The organism is Gordonia mangrovi, from assembly GCF_024734075.1.
Lineage (GTDB): Bacteria > Actinomycetota > Actinomycetes > Mycobacteriales > Mycobacteriaceae > Gordonia > Gordonia mangrovi.
Window position 1 is genome coordinate 5,191,783 of the sequence record NZ_CP102850.1, and the last position, 17,545, is coordinate 5,209,327.

Annotated in this window: 18 protein-coding genes, 1 tRNA gene and 1 pseudogene; 3 read left to right on the top strand and 17 right to left on the bottom strand. The window is 68.0% G+C overall.

Features of this window, described 5'->3' with window-relative positions; translation table 11 throughout:
• The first annotated feature begins 1 nt into the window (after window position 1).
• The gene (gene ppsA / locus NWF22_RS23575; protein ID WP_160904228.1) at window positions 2–2,383 is read left to right on the top strand and encodes a phosphoenolpyruvate synthase; all 2,382 of its coding nucleotides are present in this window, start codon (window positions 2–4) and stop codon (window positions 2,381–2,383) included.
• 48 nt (window positions 2,384–2,431) lie between these two features.
• On the opposite strand, the gene NWF22_RS23580 is transcribed toward ppsA, so the two are convergent.
• The 6 genes and pseudogenes from NWF22_RS23580 to NWF22_RS23605 all read right to left on the bottom strand — a co-directional run bounded on the left by NWF22_RS23580 (window position 2,432) and on the right by NWF22_RS23605 (window position 6,112).
• Window positions 2,432–2,854, bottom strand: coding sequence for a nitroreductase family deazaflavin-dependent oxidoreductase (locus NWF22_RS23580; protein ID WP_160904227.1), 423 nt, complete (start codon window positions 2,852–2,854; stop codon window positions 2,432–2,434).
• Between the two features lie 53 nt (window positions 2,855–2,907).
• Window positions 2,908–3,243, bottom strand: coding sequence for a YnfA family protein (locus tag NWF22_RS23585; protein ID WP_160904226.1), 336 nt, complete (start codon window positions 3,241–3,243; stop codon window positions 2,908–2,910).
• 66 nt (window positions 3,244–3,309) lie between these two features.
• Window positions 3,310–3,897, bottom strand: a complete 588-nt coding sequence (locus NWF22_RS23590; RefSeq protein WP_258321264.1) for an RES domain-containing protein — start codon at window positions 3,895–3,897, stop codon at window positions 3,310–3,312.
• Window positions 3,898–4,004: 107 nt separating this feature from the next.
• On the bottom strand, window positions 4,005–4,634 hold the full coding sequence (locus tag NWF22_RS23595; RefSeq protein ID WP_160904224.1) for a helix-turn-helix domain-containing protein: 630 nt from the start codon (window positions 4,632–4,634) through the stop codon (window positions 4,005–4,007).
• A 65-nt stretch (window positions 4,635–4,699) separates the two neighbouring features.
• A pseudogene (locus NWF22_RS23600) lies at window positions 4,700–5,111 on the bottom strand (class I SAM-dependent methyltransferase).
• Window positions 5,112–5,197: 86 nt separating this feature from the next.
• Window positions 5,198–6,112, bottom strand: coding sequence for an ion transporter (locus NWF22_RS23605; RefSeq protein WP_160904223.1), 915 nt, complete (start codon window positions 6,110–6,112; stop codon window positions 5,198–5,200).
• Window positions 6,113–6,419: 307 nt separating this feature from the next.
• Between NWF22_RS23605 and NWF22_RS23610 the strand changes: the two genes are divergently transcribed.
• Together NWF22_RS23610 and NWF22_RS23615 are read left to right on the top strand one after the other, a co-directional pair.
• Window positions 6,420–6,878, top strand: coding sequence for a hypothetical protein (locus NWF22_RS23610; RefSeq protein ID WP_160904222.1), 459 nt, complete (start codon window positions 6,420–6,422; stop codon window positions 6,876–6,878).
• A 57-nt stretch (window positions 6,879–6,935) separates the two neighbouring features.
• A complete protein-coding gene (locus NWF22_RS23615) occupies window positions 6,936–7,694 on the top strand; it encodes a hypothetical protein (RefSeq protein ID WP_160904221.1) in 759 nt (252 codons plus the stop codon).
• Between the two features lie 83 nt (window positions 7,695–7,777).
• Here the strand turns inward: NWF22_RS23615 and NWF22_RS23620 are convergent.
• From NWF22_RS23620 to pyrG, 11 genes are all read right to left on the bottom strand, one after another.
• Window positions 7,778–7,851 (bottom strand) — tRNA-Pro (locus tag NWF22_RS23620).
• A gap of 190 nt (window positions 7,852–8,041) precedes the next feature.
• A complete protein-coding gene (locus NWF22_RS23625) occupies window positions 8,042–8,305 on the bottom strand; it encodes a GlsB/YeaQ/YmgE family stress response membrane protein (RefSeq protein WP_160904220.1) in 264 nt (87 codons plus the stop codon).
• Between the two features lie 42 nt (window positions 8,306–8,347).
• Window positions 8,348–9,790, bottom strand: a complete 1,443-nt coding sequence (gene der, locus NWF22_RS23630) for a ribosome biogenesis GTPase Der (RefSeq protein WP_160904219.1) — start codon at window positions 9,788–9,790, stop codon at window positions 8,348–8,350.
• Window positions 9,787–10,515 (bottom strand): (d)CMP kinase, encoded by a 729-nt coding sequence (gene cmk / locus NWF22_RS23635; RefSeq protein ID WP_258321265.1) that lies wholly within the window; start codon window positions 10,513–10,515, stop codon window positions 9,787–9,789. Before cmk ends, der begins: the two co-directional genes overlap by 4 nt.
• The gene (locus NWF22_RS23640) at window positions 10,512–11,528 is read right to left on the bottom strand and encodes a pseudouridine synthase (RefSeq protein WP_160904218.1); all 1,017 of its coding nucleotides are present in this window, start codon (window positions 11,526–11,528) and stop codon (window positions 10,512–10,514) included. Before NWF22_RS23640 ends, cmk begins: the two co-directional genes overlap by 4 nt.
• Window positions 11,529–11,532: 4 nt before the next feature.
• A complete protein-coding gene (scpB, locus tag NWF22_RS23645; protein ID WP_160904217.1) occupies window positions 11,533–12,279 on the bottom strand; it encodes an SMC-Scp complex subunit ScpB in 747 nt (248 codons plus the stop codon).
• Window positions 12,276–13,097, bottom strand: coding sequence for a segregation and condensation protein A (locus tag NWF22_RS23650; RefSeq protein WP_160904216.1), 822 nt, complete (start codon window positions 13,095–13,097; stop codon window positions 12,276–12,278). The genes scpB and NWF22_RS23650 overlap by 4 nt, the downstream gene beginning before the upstream one ends.
• Window positions 13,094–14,035, bottom strand: coding sequence for a ParA family protein (locus NWF22_RS23655; RefSeq protein WP_160904215.1), 942 nt, complete (start codon window positions 14,033–14,035; stop codon window positions 13,094–13,096). Before NWF22_RS23655 ends, NWF22_RS23650 begins: the two co-directional genes overlap by 4 nt.
• 119 nt (window positions 14,036–14,154) lie before the next feature.
• Window positions 14,155–15,081 (bottom strand): site-specific tyrosine recombinase XerD, encoded by a 927-nt coding sequence (gene xerD, locus NWF22_RS23660; protein ID WP_160904332.1) that lies wholly within the window; start codon window positions 15,079–15,081, stop codon window positions 14,155–14,157.
• Between the two features lie 11 nt (window positions 15,082–15,092).
• On the bottom strand, window positions 15,093–15,755 hold the full coding sequence (locus tag NWF22_RS23665) for an NUDIX domain-containing protein (RefSeq protein WP_233752041.1): 663 nt from the start codon (window positions 15,753–15,755) through the stop codon (window positions 15,093–15,095).
• Window positions 15,752–17,521, bottom strand: a complete 1,770-nt coding sequence (pyrG, locus tag NWF22_RS23670) for a CTP synthase (RefSeq protein WP_233752040.1) — start codon at window positions 17,519–17,521, stop codon at window positions 15,752–15,754. The genes NWF22_RS23665 and pyrG overlap by 4 nt, the downstream gene beginning before the upstream one ends.
• Between the last annotated feature and the right edge of the window lie 24 nt (window positions 17,522–17,545).

The following is a 17,545-nucleotide window of genomic DNA, read 5'->3' on the forward strand; positions in this document are numbered from 1 at the left end:
CATGAACAGCAACGTCCGATGGTTCGCCGACCTCGGCCTCGCCGACCTCGAGCAGGTCGGCGGAAAGAACGCGTCTCTGGGCGAGATGGTCCGCAATCTGACCAGCGTCGGGGTCCGGGTGCCCAACGGGTTCGCCACCACCGCGGACGCCTACCGGCGATTCATGAATCAACCCGGCGCGACGGGTACCAGCCTGGCCGAGACGATCAGTGCGCGTCTCGCCGACCTCGACACCGACGATGTGCAGGCGCTGGCCGCGGCGGGCCGCGAGATCCGGGCGGCGGTCATGGAGCAGCCGTTCCCCGACGATCTCGAAGCCGACATCCGGGCGGCGTTCGCAGAACTCTCGGGCGGCTCGGACGAGGCGTCGTTCGCCGTGCGGTCCAGTGCGACCGCCGAGGACCTTCCGGACGCATCCTTCGCCGGCCAGCAGGAGACCTTCCTCAACGTACGGGGCATCGACGCGATCCTGCAGGCGATGCGCGAGGTATTCGCGTCGCTGTACAACGACCGCGCCATCGCCTACCGGGTACATCACGAGTTCGACCACGACGCCGTCGCGCTGTCGGCGGGGGTGCAGCAGATGGTGCGCTCCGACATCGGCACATCGGGGGTCATGTTCACCATCGACACCGAGTCCGGCTTCGCCGACGCCGTGTTCGTGACCTCGTCCTACGGCCTCGGTGAAGCGGTTGTCCAGGGCGCGGTGAACCCCGACGAGTTCTACGTCTACAAGCCCGCCCTGCGCGCCGACCGACCCGCGGTGCTCAAGCGCGGGATCGGGTCGAAGGCCACCAAGATGGTCTACACCGACGACCGCTCGGTCGGCCGGACCACAGAGTTCGTCGACGTCGACCCCGCCGAACGGCTGTTGCTGAGTCTCACCGACGCCGAGGTCGAGGCACTCGCCCGGCAGGCGCTGCTGATCGAGGACCACTACGGGCGACCGATGGACATCGAGTGGGGCAAAGACGGCGTCGACGGTGAGCTCTACATCCTGCAGGCGCGCCCGGAGACCGTGCAGTCGCGGGCCGCGGTGACCGGCCAGCAGCACTTCCGGCTCAACGAGACCGGGACGGTCCTCGTCGAAGGCCGGGCGATCGGCGCCCGCATCGGTGCCGGAGCGGTTCGGATCCTCGAGTCGGTGGAACAGATGCACGAGTTCCAGGCCGGCGAGGTCCTCGTCGCCGACATGACCGATCCCGACTGGGAACCGATCATGAAGCGCGCCAGCGCGATCGTCACCAACCGCGGCGGCCGTACCTGCCACGCCGCGATCATCGCCCGCGAGCTGGGCATCCCCGCCGTCGTCGGTACTGGTGGGGCCACCCGGTCACTCGACGCCGGCCGTGAAGTCACCGTGTCCTGTGCGGAGGGCGACACCGGCCACGTCTACGACGGGCTGCTCGACTTCGACATCACCGAATCCTCGATCGAGGCGATGCCCGAGATCAGCACCAAGATCATGATGAACGTCGGCACCCCCGAGCAGGCTTTCGCCTTCTCCCGCCTGCCGAACAGCGGCGTCGGACTCGCACGCCTGGAATTCGTGATCAACCGCCAGATCGGGATTCATCCCAAGGCTCTGCTCGACTTCGACACCCTCGGCGGACCGCTCAAGGAGCAGATCGGTGAGGCCATCGCCGCCTACCCGAGTGCTCGTACGTTCTTCGTCGACCGGGTGGCCGAAGGGGTCGCGACGATCGCCGCCGCGTTCGCGCCGCACCCGGTGATCGTGCGCATGTCGGACTTCAAGTCCAACGAGTATGCGAAGCTCCTCGGCGGAGAACTGTACGAGCCGGAGGAAGAGAACCCGATGATCGGCTACCGCGGCGCCTCGCGGTACCTCTCGGAGGACTTCGCGGAGTGTTTCGCGATGGAATGTGCCGCACTGAAATACGTGCGCGACGAGATGGGCCTGACCAACGTCAAGGTCATGATCCCATTCGTCCGCACACTCGCCGAAGCCGAGGGAGTGATCTCGCTGCTCGCCTCACACGGTCTGCGACGCGGCGAGAACGGCCTCGAGGTGATCATGATGTGTGAGGTGCCGTCCAACGCGGTCATCGCCGACGCGTTCCTCGATCACTTTGACGGGTTCTCCATCGGCTCCAACGACATGACGCAGCTGACACTCGGCCTGGACCGCGATTCCGCGCTCGTCGCGGACTCGTTCGACGAGCGCGATCCGGCGGTGAAGCACATGCTGGCGGCGGCGATCTCGGCCTGCAAGGCGCGCGGCAAGTACGTCGGCATCTGCGGGCAGGGGCCGAGCGATCACGTCGATCTGGCCGAATGGTTGCTCGAGCAGGGCATCGAGTCCATGTCGCTGAACCCGGACACCGTCATCGACACCTGGACGCGGCTGGCCGAACTCGGTTGAGAGTCAACTGCTCCCGACGCGGAATGCGTCGGGAGCAGCGGCGTCAGGTCATTCGAGGACGAAGACCGGGATTCGTCGTTCGGTCTTGGTCTGGTAGTCCGCGTACGGCGGGTACGCGGCGACCGCCAGGTCCCACCAGTGCTCACGCTCGGCACCGTCGAGCTCACGCGCGGTGAGCTCACGTACGACAGCGCCGTCCTGCACCGTGATCTGCGGATGTGCCTTCACGTTGTGGTACCACGACGGGTGCCCGGGTGCGCCGCCCTTCGATGCGACCATCGCGTACTTGCCGTTCTCCTCGACTCGCATCAACGGGACGTAGCGCTTCTTGCCCGATTTCGCGCCGGTGGTGGTGAACAGCACGATCGGACGGTCCATGACCTGGACGCCGTCCGTGGTGCCCTGCTCAAGGATCTTCTCGGTCTGGTCGCGTACCCACCCCTCGGGGCTGAGTTCTGGTTGATCGCTCATGTCAGTCCACAACATCGGCGTGGTCGTCCTCATTCCGCCGGTTGTTCGGTGTGTCAGTGCGTCCGTGGCGCGTACATGATCACCGCGACCCCGAGCAGGCAGATGGCCGCCCCGGCGATGTCCCAGCGGTCCGGGCGATAGCCGTCAAGTGCCATTCCCCAGGCGAGCGAGCCGGCGACGAAGACACCGCCGTAGGCGGCCAGAATCCGCCCGAAGTTCGCATCGGGTTGCAGGGTGGCGACGAACCCGTACGCCCCGAGGGCGATGATTCCGAGACCGGCCCACAGCCACCCGCGGTGCTCGCGTACCGCCTGCCAGACCAGCCATGCGCCACCGATCTCGAGCAGCGCGGCGAGGACGAAGAGCAGTATCGACTTGGTGACAGTCATGGCTGTGTTCTATCAGCTGCGCGCCGGGAGGCGAGGTGTGGCGGTCTGCCCGGTGTCGGCCGAGCATCACCGGCAGCGCGGACAGCGCTCGACGAGGTCGACCCGCATCCCGAGCGACACAGCGGCCTCGACGACCCGCGGCCACATACTCGCGGAGTTCAGGGCGAAGTCCTGAGCCCGACCGTCAGCGGCCGAGACGACCTCGACGTGATCGTCGGTGTTCCACAACGCCAGAGCGCGACCGTTGGAGTGGGCGGCGTGGTAGTAGACACCACGCACCTCCCGCCGCGCCACGGGCTGATCCTCGAAGATCGCTCGAGCCCATTCCTGTGTCCGTACGCGCGGATAGTCACCGGTCGCCAGCGACGGAAGAGCGCCGATCCGCATGGCCGCCCCCTCGCCTCGAAGATCGAGCACTGTGATCGACGACGTCGGCTTCACCAGCGCCACCCGGTGATTCGGGCAGACGGCCGCGGTCCGCAGATCGCCGAAAACCTCGCCGAATGCCGTGGCCAGAGTGCCGGCGACGTACAGGATCGATCGATCGTCCGGGCAGTTGCGCGCCGCACCCGACGTGGTCGGGATGTGGTGGTCGAGTCGGTGGAGCGGACCGAACGTCCTGTGCGCGGCACCGTCCGACGTGTGTGCGGACACGTGGTGGATCCGACACCAATACCACGGGTGAGCCGGGGTCGGGTCACGCCATCGCCACGTCCAGGCCCGTCCCCCGCTGACCGGGCGAGCGGGTGCCGCAAGGGCGGCTACCACGCCGCCGATGTGCTGGTGGCCGCGACCGCGATCACGTCGTCGATCCGGTTGGCGGCCAGCGCCTGGGTGGGCGTCGCGCCGTCGAGGTCGACGTTGGGGGTGGCTGCCCACTCGGTCAGCGACACCACACCGCCGGGAAACGAGTCCCGTAGCCGTGCCAGCCCGGGGACGAAACCGTGGGCGCAGCCGGCGTTGAACTGCCACAGCGGAAGCCGCCACTCCCGGCCCTTCTTCAACCCGAGCAGGTCGCCGGCCTTGATGCGGTCGAGTACCGCCTGCTCGGACACCTCGAGCAGGTCAGCTGCCTCGGCACGGGTCAGCGAGTACTCGAGCACCGCCGACCGGGCGGCGAACTGTCGGCGCAGATTCTCCAGCGCCGCCTGCTTGCGTTGCGTCGGCGACGGACCCCGTCCCCACAGGGAACTGTCGAGTTGGTCGTCGCCGGTGACGCCGCGCAGGAAACTGTCGCGGGCGGGTTTGGGAACACTGCTCAGTGTGTCACTCAGAGCCTCCGCGAAAGCGGTCGACGTTGCTCGACCGCGGTGCCCAGCTGACGCATTCTCGGCCCGAGACGCGCGCCGGGTCGTGGTGCGGTCGTCACCGGGCGTGGTCGTGGCAGGCATGCCCTCCATTGTAGGGACCTAAAAGGGCAAAACAAGTAAAACAAGTTGCGAAAGTTTGGGCGCGATCACCGTCCGGAACGCCGCAGCACCGCGACCAGGAAATCGGAGTGCGGAGTGAACGGCCGCACATCCCAGGCCGACAGCAACACCTCACTCACGAGACCTCCGGCGGCGGCGTCGGCGAGGAGGGTAGTCGGTGCGGGCAGCGTCGATGAGCACCGGATCCACGTCGACACCCACCACGGAATACCCTGCGGCGTGGAGGTATCCGCCGAGCCGTCCGGCGCCGCACCCGGCGTCCAGAACATGCGCGCCGCGCCGGACCATGGCGTCGATCAACCGTGCTTCACCGTTGATGTCCTGGCCACGTGCCGCAAGCTCACGGAATCGCTCGCGATAGCGGTGGGAGTGGCCGGGATCTGCGGCGACGATCTCCTGCCACGTGGTCGGTCGGGAGTTCCCGGGTGCCGACGTCATGTCGGCCGCTCACCCTCGTAGCGGGCCGGCCGGGCGAGGGTCAGCTGCGCTCGTGGAGGGACCGCGCCACACCGGCCGCCGACCGATCAGCGCGGATCGGCGAGCTGGTCGTTTTCACCGGCCCGCAGCTCGGCGTGCAGCAGGGTGATAGACGTCCGGAGGTCGGCGATCTCCTGCCGCAGTTCGGCCGTCTCCTCTCCGGATAGGGCCGAGGCCTCGGTACCGGCGGCCTCGCTGGATTCGGCGTCGGGATCGTCCCTGCGCTGGATGGCCTGCATCGAGTCGACGATGACGGCCAGGAACAGGTTGAGCACGGTGAACGCACTGAGCACGATGAACGGGACGAAGAACGCCCACGCCCACGGGTAGACCTCCATGACCGGCCGGACGATACCCATCGACCAGCTCTCCAGGGTCATGATCTGGAACAGCGTGTACGCCGAGGCACCCAGATCGCCGAACCACTCGGGGAACTTCTCGCCGAACATGCTGGTGGCCATCACTGCGGCGATGTAGAACACCAGACCCAGTAACGCGATGATCGAGATCATCCCGGGTACTGCGGCGAATACCGCTGCCACCACCCGACGCATCTGCGGGAACGCCGACACCAGGCGCAGAATCCGCAGTGCCCGAATGGCGCGCAGCGCACTGCTCGCGCCGGAAGCGGGGACCAGTGAGACCGCGACCACCACGAAGTCGAAGATGTTCCATCCCGACCGGAAGAACCTGGGCCCCACCGCGATCAGCTTGCAGGAGATCTCGCAGACGAAGATCGCCAGACAGGCGTTGTCCAGCAGACTGAGGACCGAATACCCACTCCCGCGGCCCCACGAAGTCGTCAGCGCACCGAGTACGACGGCGTTGAACGCGATCACCCCGACCACAAACCACTGCACACGTGGGGACTCGATCCACCGCTCCAGCCTCAGCCGCCAAGGGGCGACGTCGAGATCGTCGTCGGAGATGAACCGGGTATCGGGGCGCTCTATGCGTTTCATGGCCTCATCGAAGAGTGCATTGGCAACGAGGAGCCCTCGTGCCGGAATGGGGCTGGACCGGCCGAGCAGAACGCCTGCCGACCAGGGACGACCCTAGCAAGCGATCGGATGGCGACCGTCACGACGTCATCGGCGTGCCGCCCTCGACGTCCGGCTGCTCGGACGCTCGGCCTCGCGGCGGGGCCGGCACGACGAGGATTCTCGAGGCCAGTCGCTGGGCTCTACGATGACCAAGGTGAGTTGGAGATACCGCCGCCGACCGACCCATCGCATGTTCTGGTGGGTTTGCACACTCGCGGTTGCCGGCGTGGCGACAATCCTGGCGCCGTCGACGACCGCCCAGGCCGATCTGCCGCGGCTCGACGGCTGTGCGTGGCCGACCAAGTTCGCCACCGACGCCAACAACATCGCGTTCCCGGATTCGGCGGCGTCGTACTGGGCCAGTGTGGTCCGCATCCCCGCCGGTGGCCACGTGGAGATCAGCGGCCGGTATCCGCATGCCCGGTACTTCTCGGTCACCACCTATTCGGCGACGACACAGTCGGTGGACGGGCTCTATGACACCGCTATCGGGCCCGATGCCGGTGCGGTCAACCCCTATCTGCCGGGCGCCGACCGGACCTCGGCACACCGCGACTTCACCGTACGGCTCGTGGACGGCGCCGCACCGCGGACCGGGCGCCCGGCCAACACCCTCTACACCACAAGCGCCGACGGAACGCGCACCTCACCGCCGGGGCTCGCGATCGTGGTCTGGCGCGTGTAAGTCCCGGACGACGGTGCCGACCAGGCCGGCGGTGTCCCGCTCCCGAACCTTGTCGCGGTGGAGGCCGGCGGCGCGCGCCGCACACTCGAACCGTGTCCCGGCGCCGCACCCACCGCGGTGGACACCGGCATCTCCGACCTCGGCCGGGCGCCTACTGCCGCGGTGACCGACCCGGCCGGCACCTACGGCGACGATCCGCCGGGCTGGGCAAAGTTCACCGGGCTGGCGCAGGCGGTCGCGGACGGCGTGGCCCGACGCACCGGCGGCGGTGAGGTCATCGGCTCACTCGCCGACCGCTTCGGGGAAGGCGGCTTCTTCGACAACCCCGACAACAAGTACGTCGTCTCCAACGCGGACGCCGGATTCGGTCCGGTGCTGGTGTTGCGTGGCCGGGCCCCGACCGCGCCGCGCACCGCCGACGGCACACCGACGATGGGTACCGGCCAGGTCCGATACTGGTCGATCTGCACCGAGGATCTCCCCACCACCGGGTACCTGGGCTGCGCCTACGACGAGGAGATCCCCGTCGACGAGCTCGGCTACTACACGATCGTGATCTCTGCCGTCGACGCCCGCCCGTCGACCGCCACCACCGAATGCGGGGTCACCTGGCTACCGGCCGGTGGCCGTCAGCAGACGATGGTGTTGCTCCGCAACATGTTGCCCGACCCGAGCTTCTCGGCTTCGGTGCAGCGCGCGATCCCCGGCCAGGAGAAGGCGACGATGGGGCCCTACCTCCCCGTCGGCCGGTACTATCCGTCGGCCGCAGCCTTCGACCGTCTGGGCTGCGGGTCGGCGGGTGTGACGCCAGGCTGACCGCAGCGCGCTGTGGCCCGAGAGACACGGCCACACAGATACAAAGGAACCCCTCCGGCGCTGGTCGGAGGGGTTCCTGGTTGTCGGGCTGACAGGATTTGAACCTGCGACCACTTGACCCCCAGTCAAGTGCGCTACCAAACTGCGCCACAGCCCGTTACCCCCGGAGGGGCATTGCTCACTGCCCCGTGATCGGGGCCTTGATGACATTAGCCGACGACGGCCCATTCCTGCCAATCGCCTGGTCAGGTGTGTCGTGGTGACCGTTCACCTGACCAGCGACCTCACCTGTTGTCAGGGACCTTCCGCGCAACTGAGGTCTTTGACGGCAGGTGGGGTCGATGCGGTCAGCTGGCGGCGGAGCGGCCTTTGGCGTACATCCAGCCGGCGGTTATCAGGATGGCGCCGACGATGGAGCCGATGATGCCGCTGGCCCGGAAGTTCAGGCCGTCACCGGACAGCAGGCTGATGAGCAGGCCGCCAACAAAGGAGCCGACGAGGCCGGCGACGATGGCCAGGCCCCAGTCGATCCCCTTGGCGCCCTTGCCGAGGATGAGTTGCGCACCCGCGCCGATCAGCATTCCGAACAGGATGATTCCGATGATGAGCACGAGTGGCAGTATCGCATGCCCATCGGCTGCGGCCGTGCACGGTCAGTGTTTGCGGCGTTGCTCCCGCTTGTCGCGCACCCGCACGTTGATCCGCACCGGCGAACCGTCGAAGTTGAACTCCTCGCGCAGTCGGCGTTCCAGGAATCGGCGATACCCCGCCTCCAGGAAACCGGTGGTGAACAGCACGAATGTCGGCGGCCGGGTGGCGGCCTGAGTGGCGAACATGACCCGCGGCTGCCGTCCCCCACGCAGCGGTGGCGGCGTCGCGGCGATGACCTCCTTGAGCCAGTTGTTCAACCGGCCGGTCGGGATGCGCTTGTCCCACGACTCCAGCGCCCCGTCGAGCGCCGGCACCAACTTCTGCACCGCACGTCCCGTGGTCGCGGAGATGTTGACCCGCCGCGCCCAGGGCACGCGGGCCAGCTCGCGGTCGATCTCCTTGTCCAGCTGATAACGCCGGTCCTCGTCCACGAGATCCCATTTGTTGAAGGTGATCACCAGGGCCCGACCGCTCTCGATCACCATCGACAGCACCCGCAGGTCCTGTTCGGTGATCGGTTCGGAGGCATCGATCAACAGGATCGCGACCTCAGCGGCATCGAGCGCCGCGCGTGTGCGCAGCGACGCGTAGTACTCGTGTCCACTGGCGGTGCGCACCTTGCGGCGCAGACCGGCGGTGTCGACGAATTGCCATGTCTCACCACCGAGTTCGATGAGCTCGTCCACCGGGTCGACGGTGGTGCCGGCGACGTTGTCGACCACCGACCGCTCGGCACCGGCGAGTTTGTTCAGCAACGAGCTCTTACCGACGTTGGGTTTGCCGACCAGCGCCACGCGGCGCGGCCCGCCGACCGACGTCGCTTCGCGCGGCGTCTCGGGCAGCACGTCCAGGATCACGTCGAGCAGATCGCCTGCGCCGCGGCCATGTGCCGCGGACACCGGGTACGGCTCCCCCAAACCCAGCGACCACAGGGCGGCGGCCTCGGCTTCGGCGCGCTCGCTGTCGATCTTGTTCGCGGCCAGGATGACCGGCGTCTTCGATCGGCGCAGGACCTTGGCCACGGCCTCCTCGGTCGCGGTCGCACCGACCGTCGCATCGACCACCAGCACGATGGCGTCGGCGGTCTTCATGGCGTATTCGGCCTGCGTGGCCACCGCCTGCTGCAGACCCTTTGCATCCGGTTCCCAACCACCGGTGTCGACCACGGTGAACCGACGTCCCGACCAGCTCGCCGAGTAGGAGACGCGATCGCGTGTCACGCCCGGGATGTCCTCGACGACCGCTTCTCGACGACCCAGGATCCGATTGACCAGCGTCGACTTGCCGACGTTGGGCCGCCCGACGATGGCCACCACCGGTACCGGCGCGGCATCAACGGACTGCCCGTCGACATCCACATCGCCGAACTCCCACTCCGATTCATCCGACCAGGTGCCGTCCCCGGGCAGCGCGAGATCCTCACCTGCCGAACCGTGTTCACTCACGACTGCACTCCGATCCGGTCACGGACCAGGCCGTCGAGGCTGTCGATCACCTGATCGAGGGTCAGGTCACTGGTGTCGACGATGACCGCGTCGTCGGCGGGTCGCAGCGGCGACACCGCGCGCGTCGAGTCGAGGTGATCACGCCGATTCACACTGACGAGAACGTCGTCGTAGTCGCTTGGTCGACCGGCGGCGAGGTTCTGCTTGTGCCGGCGGGTCGCCCGCGCCTCGGGCGTCGCGGTGAGGAAGACCTTGAGGTCCGCGTCCGGGAAGACCACCGTGCCGATGTCACGCCCCTCCACCACGACGAAGGCGCCCTGGGCTTCGCGCCGCTGTACCGCGACGAGCTTGGTGCGCACCGCAGGCACCGCCGACACCGCGGACACCGCATTGGTCACCCGGTCGGTACGGATGGCGACCGACACATCGACACCGTCGAGATACGTGACACACCCGTCGTCGGTGATGTCGAGTCGGATGTCGGCGCGGCCGACAACATCTTCGATGGACGGCGTGTCCTGCAGCGACACACCGGCATTCAATACGGCAAGCGTGGCGGCACGGTACATCGCCCCGGTGTCGAGCACCCGCGCACCCACGCGATCGGCGAGTGCCTTGGACACCGTCGACTTGCCGGTGCCGGCCGGGCCGTCGAGGGCGATGACGCGGGTCCGCGGTGCGTCGCCGTCGCCCAGCGTGCTCGGGCGCACGGATGTCTCGCTCACAGTCCGACCGCCTTGTACAGTGCCCCGATCTCGTTCTTGCCGAGGACGCGCAGGCTGCCCGGCCGCTGCTCGCCGAGCGCGACGGCGCCGACGTGGGTCCGCACCAGTGCGGTCACGGGAAAACCGACCTCCTCCATCATCCGGCGAACGATGCGGTTGCGTCCCTCGTGCAGGGTGATCCGCACCAGGGACTGACCTTCGTGGACCTCGACCGGGGTGAACGAGTCGACCGCCACCGGCCCGTCTTCGAGTTCGACGCCGGCCTTGAGGACCCGCCCCAGCGAGCGCGGCACCTCCCCGCGCAGGGTGGCCAGATAGGTCTTGGGGATCTCGTAGGAGGGGTGCATCAGTCGGTGCGCGAGTTCACCGTCGTTGGTCAGCAGCAGCAGACCCTCGGTGTCGGCGTCGAGCCGACCCACATGGAACAGGCGCTGGCCGGCCATCACCCGCTCGGCGACGATATCGCCGACGCAGGGACGGCCCTGGTCGTCGGACATCGTCGACTGCCAGCCCTTGGGCTTGTTGAGGGCCAGGTACTGCTTGTCCTCATCGATGATCACGCGGGCACCGTCCACCCGGATCACCGCGGTGTCCGGGTCGATGCGCAGACCCTGCTCGGTGACGACCTCGCCGTCGACCTCCACACGGCCGGCCGCGATCAGCTCCTCCGCGCCACGCCGTGAGGCCACCCCGGCCGCGGCGAGCACCTTCTGCAGGCGCACGCCGTCGGCGACGTAGGTGGCGCCCGAGTCGGTGGTCTCGAAGTCGGCGTGCTGATGTCGGGCAGGTTTCGCGTTGTTGAGGCGCACCTGACCCGACCTCACGTCGGGCTTCGACGATCCCTTGCGATGGGTCTTCTTCGTCGAACGCCCCGCGACCTGCGGATTCCGTTTGCCCGAGCCCTTGGCGCCGGCGCCCTTCGCGCCGGCTTTGCGTACGGGTTTGCCTGTCTGTTGAGCGCGCGCCGGCTTCTTGCGCGGGCCCGGTGTGCCGTCTCGGCTAGCGGATGCCATGTTCTCAGTCCTGATCGTTGGTGTCCGACGCGGGCGCCGACCGGTCGTCGGCGTCCGATTCGGACGAGATGTTCTCTGTCGAGTCTGACCGGTGACCGCCGAGTTTGGCGAATCGTGGATCGGTCAAGAGCTCCTCGTCGAGGTCGTCGATGACGTCGACGTCGGGCAGCAGCGGGGCCAGATCCGGGAGTTCGGCCAGTGACGCCAGGCCGAGTCGTTCGAGGAACAACTCCGTCGTCGAATACATGATCGCGCTGGTCTGCGGGTCGGCACCCACCTCGTTGATGAGGCCGCGCGCGACCAGGGTGCGGATGACCCCGTCGACGTTGACACCACGGATCGCGCTCACCCGGGCGCGCGTCACCGGTTGCCGATAGGCGATGACCGCCAGCGTCTCCAGCGCCGCGCGGGTCAGCTTCGACCGGGCACCGTCGAGCAGGAGCCGTTCGACGTAGGGCGCGTACTCGGCGCGCGTGTAGTAGCGCCAACCGTCGCCGGCGAAGCGCAGGTCCATCCCGCTGTTGGCGGCGGTGAGCTCCTCCGACATCCGGGTCACCATCGTCCGTACGCGGCTCGGCTGCTCGTCGACCGCCGAGGCGAGTTCCTCGACGGTCACCGGTGTGTCGACCACCAGCAGCACCGCTTCCAGGGCGGATCGTAGGCGGGCGTCGGTGAGCGCCGGCTCGGCGTCCTGGGCGAACAACGACTGCTCGGTGGCGGGGTCCGCGGTGGCGTCGGTCTGATCGGTCATCCGTAGTCCTCCGCCTTGTCCATACTCAGTTCGTTCATGTCGCGATCACCGGTCCAACTGACCTGTAGGTCGCCGAGTGCCTCGGGCTGCTCGAACGCGATGGCCCGCTCGCGGTACAACTCGAGCAGCCCCAGGAAACTTCCGACCACTTCCAGCCCGTCGGCGCAATCGGCGGTCAGCTCGGGGAATGTCAGCCATGAGCCGGGTAGCGCGGTGAGCAATTCGGCAATCCGCCGGGCCTGTGCGGGAACCGACACCCGGTGGCTGTCGTGGAGATGATCGAGTCCGACGGTCGGTGTCGGACGGGGTGTGAAAGCGGTTGCCGCGACGCTCGCGAAGCCCCGGGCGTCGACGCCGAGGGTCACCTCGGGCAACAGTTCCTCGAATTGCTTCTCCAGCGACACCGACCGGGGATAACGTTGCAGCGCCGCCGCTTCCAGCTCGCCGAACAACGCGGCCACCTGTTTGTAGGCCCGATACTGCAGGAGGCGGGCGAACAGCAGGTCGCGCGCCTCGAGCAGCGCCAGATCCTCGGGGTCGTCGACCTCCCCGGACGGCAGCAACCGGGCCGCTTTCAAATCCAGCAGGGTCGCGGCGACCACCAGGAACTCGGTGGTCTGCTCCAACCCGACCTCGGCACCCAGGTCGCGCGTGTACGCGATGAAGTCGTCGGTCACCTCGTGTAGCGCCACCTCGGTGACGTCGAGCCGATGCTGACTGATCAGGTTGAGCAGCAGGTCGAACGGTCCCTCGAAGTTGGGCAGCCGTACCTGGAAACCGGTCGGCTTCTCCTCCGTGTCCGGTCCATCCGCGGTCATGCCGGCGAGGCGTCGCGGGCGATGACCTCCCGCGCCAGCGCACGATAGGCGTTGGCCCCGGCCGACTTGGGCGCCCACGAGGTGATCGGTTCACCGGCGACACTGGTCTCCGGGAACCGCACCGTGCGACTGATCACCGTGTCGTAGACGGCGTCACCGAACACCTCCACGACCCGCGACATCACCTCACGCGAATGCAGGGTCCGGGCGTCGAACATGGTGACCAGGATGCCGCCCAACGTGAGTCGCGGGTTGAGCCGGTCGCGCACCTTGTCCACGGTGTCGGTGAGCAGGGCCAGGCCACGCAGGCTGAAGTACTCGCACTCCATCGGGATGACGACGGTGTCGGCGCAGGCCAGCGCGTTGACGGTGAGCAACCCCAGCGACGGCTGGCAGTCGATCAGAACGAAGTCGTAGCGGTCGAGCACCGGATGCAGGGCGCGGCCCAAAGACTGCTCCCGGCCCACCTCGGTGACGAGCTGGATCTCGGCAGCCGAGAGATCGATATTGCTCGGCAGCAGGTCCAGTCCCTCGATGCGGGTCCGCATCAACACGTCGTCGGTTGCCGCCTGCGGCGGCACGAGCAGGTTGTAGACCGTCTGCTCGAGTTCGTGGTGGGGCACGCCCAGGCCGGCCGAGAGGGCGCCCTGCGGATCGAGATCCACCAGGAGAACGCGACGGCCGTACTCCGCCAGTGCGGCACCGAGGTTGATCGTCGACGTGGTCTTGCCGACGCCGCCCTTCTGGTTGCACACCGCGACGACGGTGGCCGGGCCGTGCCGATCGAGCGGTGTCGGCTCGGGGATCTCGCGGTACGGGCGACCGGTGGGACCGATCTCGTTGTGGTGGTCGGCGTCCTCATCCGCGTCGTGCGACGGCGAGACCGGAATGCGGTACTGCTCGTGGGCGGTTGACCGCGGTGCCCCCGGGGTGCTCACGTGTCCGCAGCTCCCTTCACTTGTCTCGACCGCAAAGCGCTCCTGCCAGCCTAGTGGGTCGGAGGGCTGATCCTGCGGAGCATCGCCGATGCAAAACAGGCCGACCTGCCCTTCGCTGGTCACCGGGCCCGCGGATGAGCCGTGGCGTACACCTCACGCATGGTGTTCACCGTCACCAGTGTGTAGACCTGCGTCGTGGTGACCGAGGCGTGCCCGAGGAGCTCCTGCACCACACGTACATCGGCACCGCCGTCGAGCAGATGAGTGGCGAAGCTGTGGCGCAGGGTGTGCGGCGACACCGCGGTGTCGAGCCCGGCCCGATGCGCCGCATCCACCAGCACCTGCCACGCGCTCTGCCGCGACAGCCGCCCGCCGCGGACGTTCAGGAACAGCGCCGGTTCGGCACGACGGACCAGCGCGGGACGGCCGCGGACGAGGTATGCCTCGAGCGCGTCCACTGCGGGGCCGCCGACCGGCACCACCCGTTCCTTGCCCCCTTTGCCGCGCAGCCGCACGGCCCGGGCATCGGTGTCGATGTCGTCGACATCCAGCGACGTCGCCTCGGAGATACGCGCACCACAGCTGTAGAGCAGTTCAAGCAGGGCGCGATCCCGCAATCCGCGTGGCTGATCGTCGCTGCCTGCCGAGTCCAGGATCGCCAGCACGTCGTCCACCGGAAGTGATTTGGGCAGCCGCCGGGCCGGGCGCGGCGGGCGGACGGCGTGTGCCACGTCGGCGGCCACGATGCCTTCGGCGGTGGCGAACTTGTGGAAACCGCGGACCGCCACCAGCGTTCGTGCGATGGAGCTGTCGGCCAGCGGGCCCAGTCCGGCATCGGGATCGCCGCGGCGGAGTTCGACGAGGAACTCGCGGACGTCGTCGGTGGTCACCGCGTCGAGGCCGTCGATGCCGCGTGCGGTGAGGTAGTGCTCGTAGCGCGCGAGATCTCGACGGTAGGAGTTGACCGTGTTGGCGGCTGCGCCGCGCTCCACCGTCAGGTGGTCCAGGTATCGGTTCACGTGCTCGGCGGCGGTGTCGGTGGGCATCGCGGCCGTGTTCACCGTGTTGGTCGGCGGTTGCGCAGCGCCGAGGGTTCGTCGGGCCACGGCGCGGTCACCTGCCGCAGGGTGGTGCCGCGCGCATCGGCAGCCGCGACCGCGAGAATGCCGGCCGCACTGGTCGCGTTGACGATCTCGCCGCTCAGGACGCGGTTCACCGCGTCCTCGAGCGCGACCCATTCCACGGCCATGTCGGCTTCCTCGTCGTGGCGCTCGGCGGAATCGAGTACATGCAATCCCTCCGCGAGGTACAGCCGCAGTGCCTCGTCGGTGAATCCCGGGGACAGCGCCAGATCGACCAGCACCTGCCAGCGATCGGCGGCCAGGTCGACTTCCTCGGCGAGTTCGCGCCGGGCCGCCTGCAGCGGCTTCTCGTCGGGTCCGGCGTCGAGCAGGCCGGCCGGCAACTCCAGCAGTCGTCGGCCGAGCGGATGCCGGTATTGGTGCACCATCGCGATGCGGCCCTGCTCGTCGCGGGCGACCACCGCGACCGCACCGTAGTGCTCGACCACCTCACGCTCGGCGATCCGCCCGCCCGGCATCTCCACATCGTCGACGCGCAGCGTCACGATCGCGCCGTCGTAGACGGTGCGGGTGTCCCGTACGACGAAGTCGTGGCCGCCGGCGTTGTCACCGCCGTCGGCCGGGGCCGGGCCGTTCAAGCGCTGGGTTCCCGGTCGCCGATCCCGTCCGTGCCGGCGAGATCGGTGTCCGACGCCTCGGCCGCCGCGGAGTCGTCGTCCGGTGATTCCCCGTCGTAGTCACCGAGATCGACGGGTAGACGCTCCTCGGCCTTGTACTTCAGCGCCGCCTCGATGAAGGAGCGGAACAGCGGGTGGGGTCGGGTGGGTCGGCTCTTGAGTTCCGGATGGGCCTGGGTGGCCACCAGGAACGGGTGCACCGACCTCGGGTACTCGACGAATTCGACGAGATGACCATCCGGCGACGTGCCGGAGAACACCAGACCCGACGCGGCGATCTTGTCGCGGTAGGCGTTGTTGACCTCGTAGCGATGGCGATGGCGTTCGGAGACCTCGGTGGTGCCGTAAGACCTGGCCACCACACTGCCCCGCTCGAGGTGTGCCGGATACGCGCCGAGACGCATGGTGCCACCGAGATCGGCCTCACCGGCGACCGCCTCGGTCTGGTCGGCCATCGTCGAGATCACCGGGTACGGCGTGTCCGGATCGAATTCGGCGGAGCTGGCACCGTCGAGTCCGGCGCTGCGCGCGGCCTCGATCACTACGCATTGCAGTCCCAGGCACAGGCCCAGCAACGGGATCTTGCGTTTGCGGGCATAGGCGATGGCGCCCACCTTGCCCTCGATGCCGCGGATGCCGAAGCCGCCGGGGATCAGTACGGCGTGCGCATCGCCGAGCGCGGCCTGCGCACCTTCCGGGGTGGCGCAGTCGTCGGACGGCACCCACTTGATCTCGGTCCGCGCCTTCCACGCGAACCCGCCGGCCCGGATTGCCTCGGTGACCGACAGGTAGGCGTCGGGCAGGTCGACGTACTTGCCGACCAGGGCCACTGTCACGGTCTCCCGCGGGTCGTGCACCCGGCGCAGCAACTCGCCCCATTCGGTCCAATCGACGTCGCGGAACGGCAGGCCCAGCTTGCGGACCACGTATGCGTCGAGTTGTTCGCGGTGCAGCACCTTCGGGATGTCGTAGATCGACGGAGCGTCCGGGGTCGAGATCACGCCCTCGATATCCACGTCGCACATCAGGGCGATCTTCTTCTTGAGGCCTTCCGGGACCTCCCGATCGCAGCGCAGGATCAGCGCATCGGGCTGGATACCGACGTTGCGCAGCGCGGCCACCGAGTGCTGGGTGGGCTTGGTCTTGAGTTCGCCCGACGGCGCGAGATACGGGACCAGCGAGACGTGCAGGAAGAACACGTTGTCGCGGCCGACGTCGTGGCGGATCTGGCGGGCCGCCTCGATGAACGGCTGCGACTCGATGTCGCCCACGGTGCCACCGATCTCGGTGATCACCACGTCGGGTGCCTCGCCGTCGGCGCCGGGTTCCTGCATCGCGAGCACCCGGGACTTGAGTTCGTCGGTGATGTGCGGGATCACCTGGACGGTCTCACCGAGGTATTCACCTCGGCGCTCCTTGGCGATGACGGTCGAATAGACCTGCCCGGTCGTGACATTCGCCGACTGGGAGAGATTGCGATCCAGGAAGCGTTCGTAGTGTCCGACGTCGAGGTCGGTCTCGGCGCCGTCTTCGGTGACGAAGACCTCGCCGTGCTGGAACGGGTTCATGGTGCCCGGATCCACGTTCAGATACGGGTCGAGTTTCTGCATCGTGACCCGGAGGCCGCGTGCGGTGAGCAGTTGTCCGAGACTCGATGCGGTCAGTCCCTTACCCAAGGACGACGCGACACCGCCGGTCACGAAGATGTGTTTGGTGCCATCGTGCATGTGGCGCAGTGGTCGCAAAATGCG

Excerpts from the sequence above, each read along its gene's own strand:
- ppsA (WP_160904228.1), top strand. The coding sequence starts at position 2 with ATGAACAGCAACGTCCGATGGTTCGCCGACCTCGGCCTCGCCGACCTC.
- NWF22_RS23580 (WP_160904227.1), bottom strand. The coding sequence starts at position 2,854 with ATGAGCGATCAACCAGAACTCAGCCCCGAGGGGTGGGTACGCGACCAG.
- NWF22_RS23585 (WP_160904226.1), bottom strand. The coding sequence starts at position 3,243 with ATGACTGTCACCAAGTCGATACTGCTCTTCGTCCTCGCCGCGCTGCTC.
- NWF22_RS23595 (WP_160904224.1), bottom strand. The coding sequence starts at position 4,634 with ATGCCTGCCACGACCACGCCCGGTGACGACCGCACCACGACCCGGCGC.
- NWF22_RS23605 (WP_160904223.1), bottom strand. The coding sequence starts at position 6,112 with ATGAAACGCATAGAGCGCCCCGATACCCGGTTCATCTCCGACGACGAT.
- NWF22_RS23640 (WP_160904218.1), bottom strand. The coding sequence starts at position 11,528 with ATGGCATCCGCTAGCCGAGACGGCACACCGGGCCCGCGCAAGAAGCCG.
- scpB (WP_160904217.1), bottom strand. The coding sequence starts at position 12,279 with ATGACCGATCAGACCGACGCCACCGCGGACCCCGCCACCGAGCAGTCG.
- NWF22_RS23650 (WP_160904216.1), bottom strand. The coding sequence starts at position 13,097 with ATGACCGCGGATGGACCGGACACGGAGGAGAAGCCGACCGGTTTCCAG.
- xerD (WP_160904332.1), bottom strand. The coding sequence starts at position 15,081 with ATGCCCACCGACACCGCCGCCGAGCACGTGAACCGATACCTGGACCAC.
- pyrG (WP_233752040.1), bottom strand. The coding sequence starts at position 17,521 with ATGCACGATGGCACCAAACACATCTTCGTGACCGGCGGTGTCGCGTCG.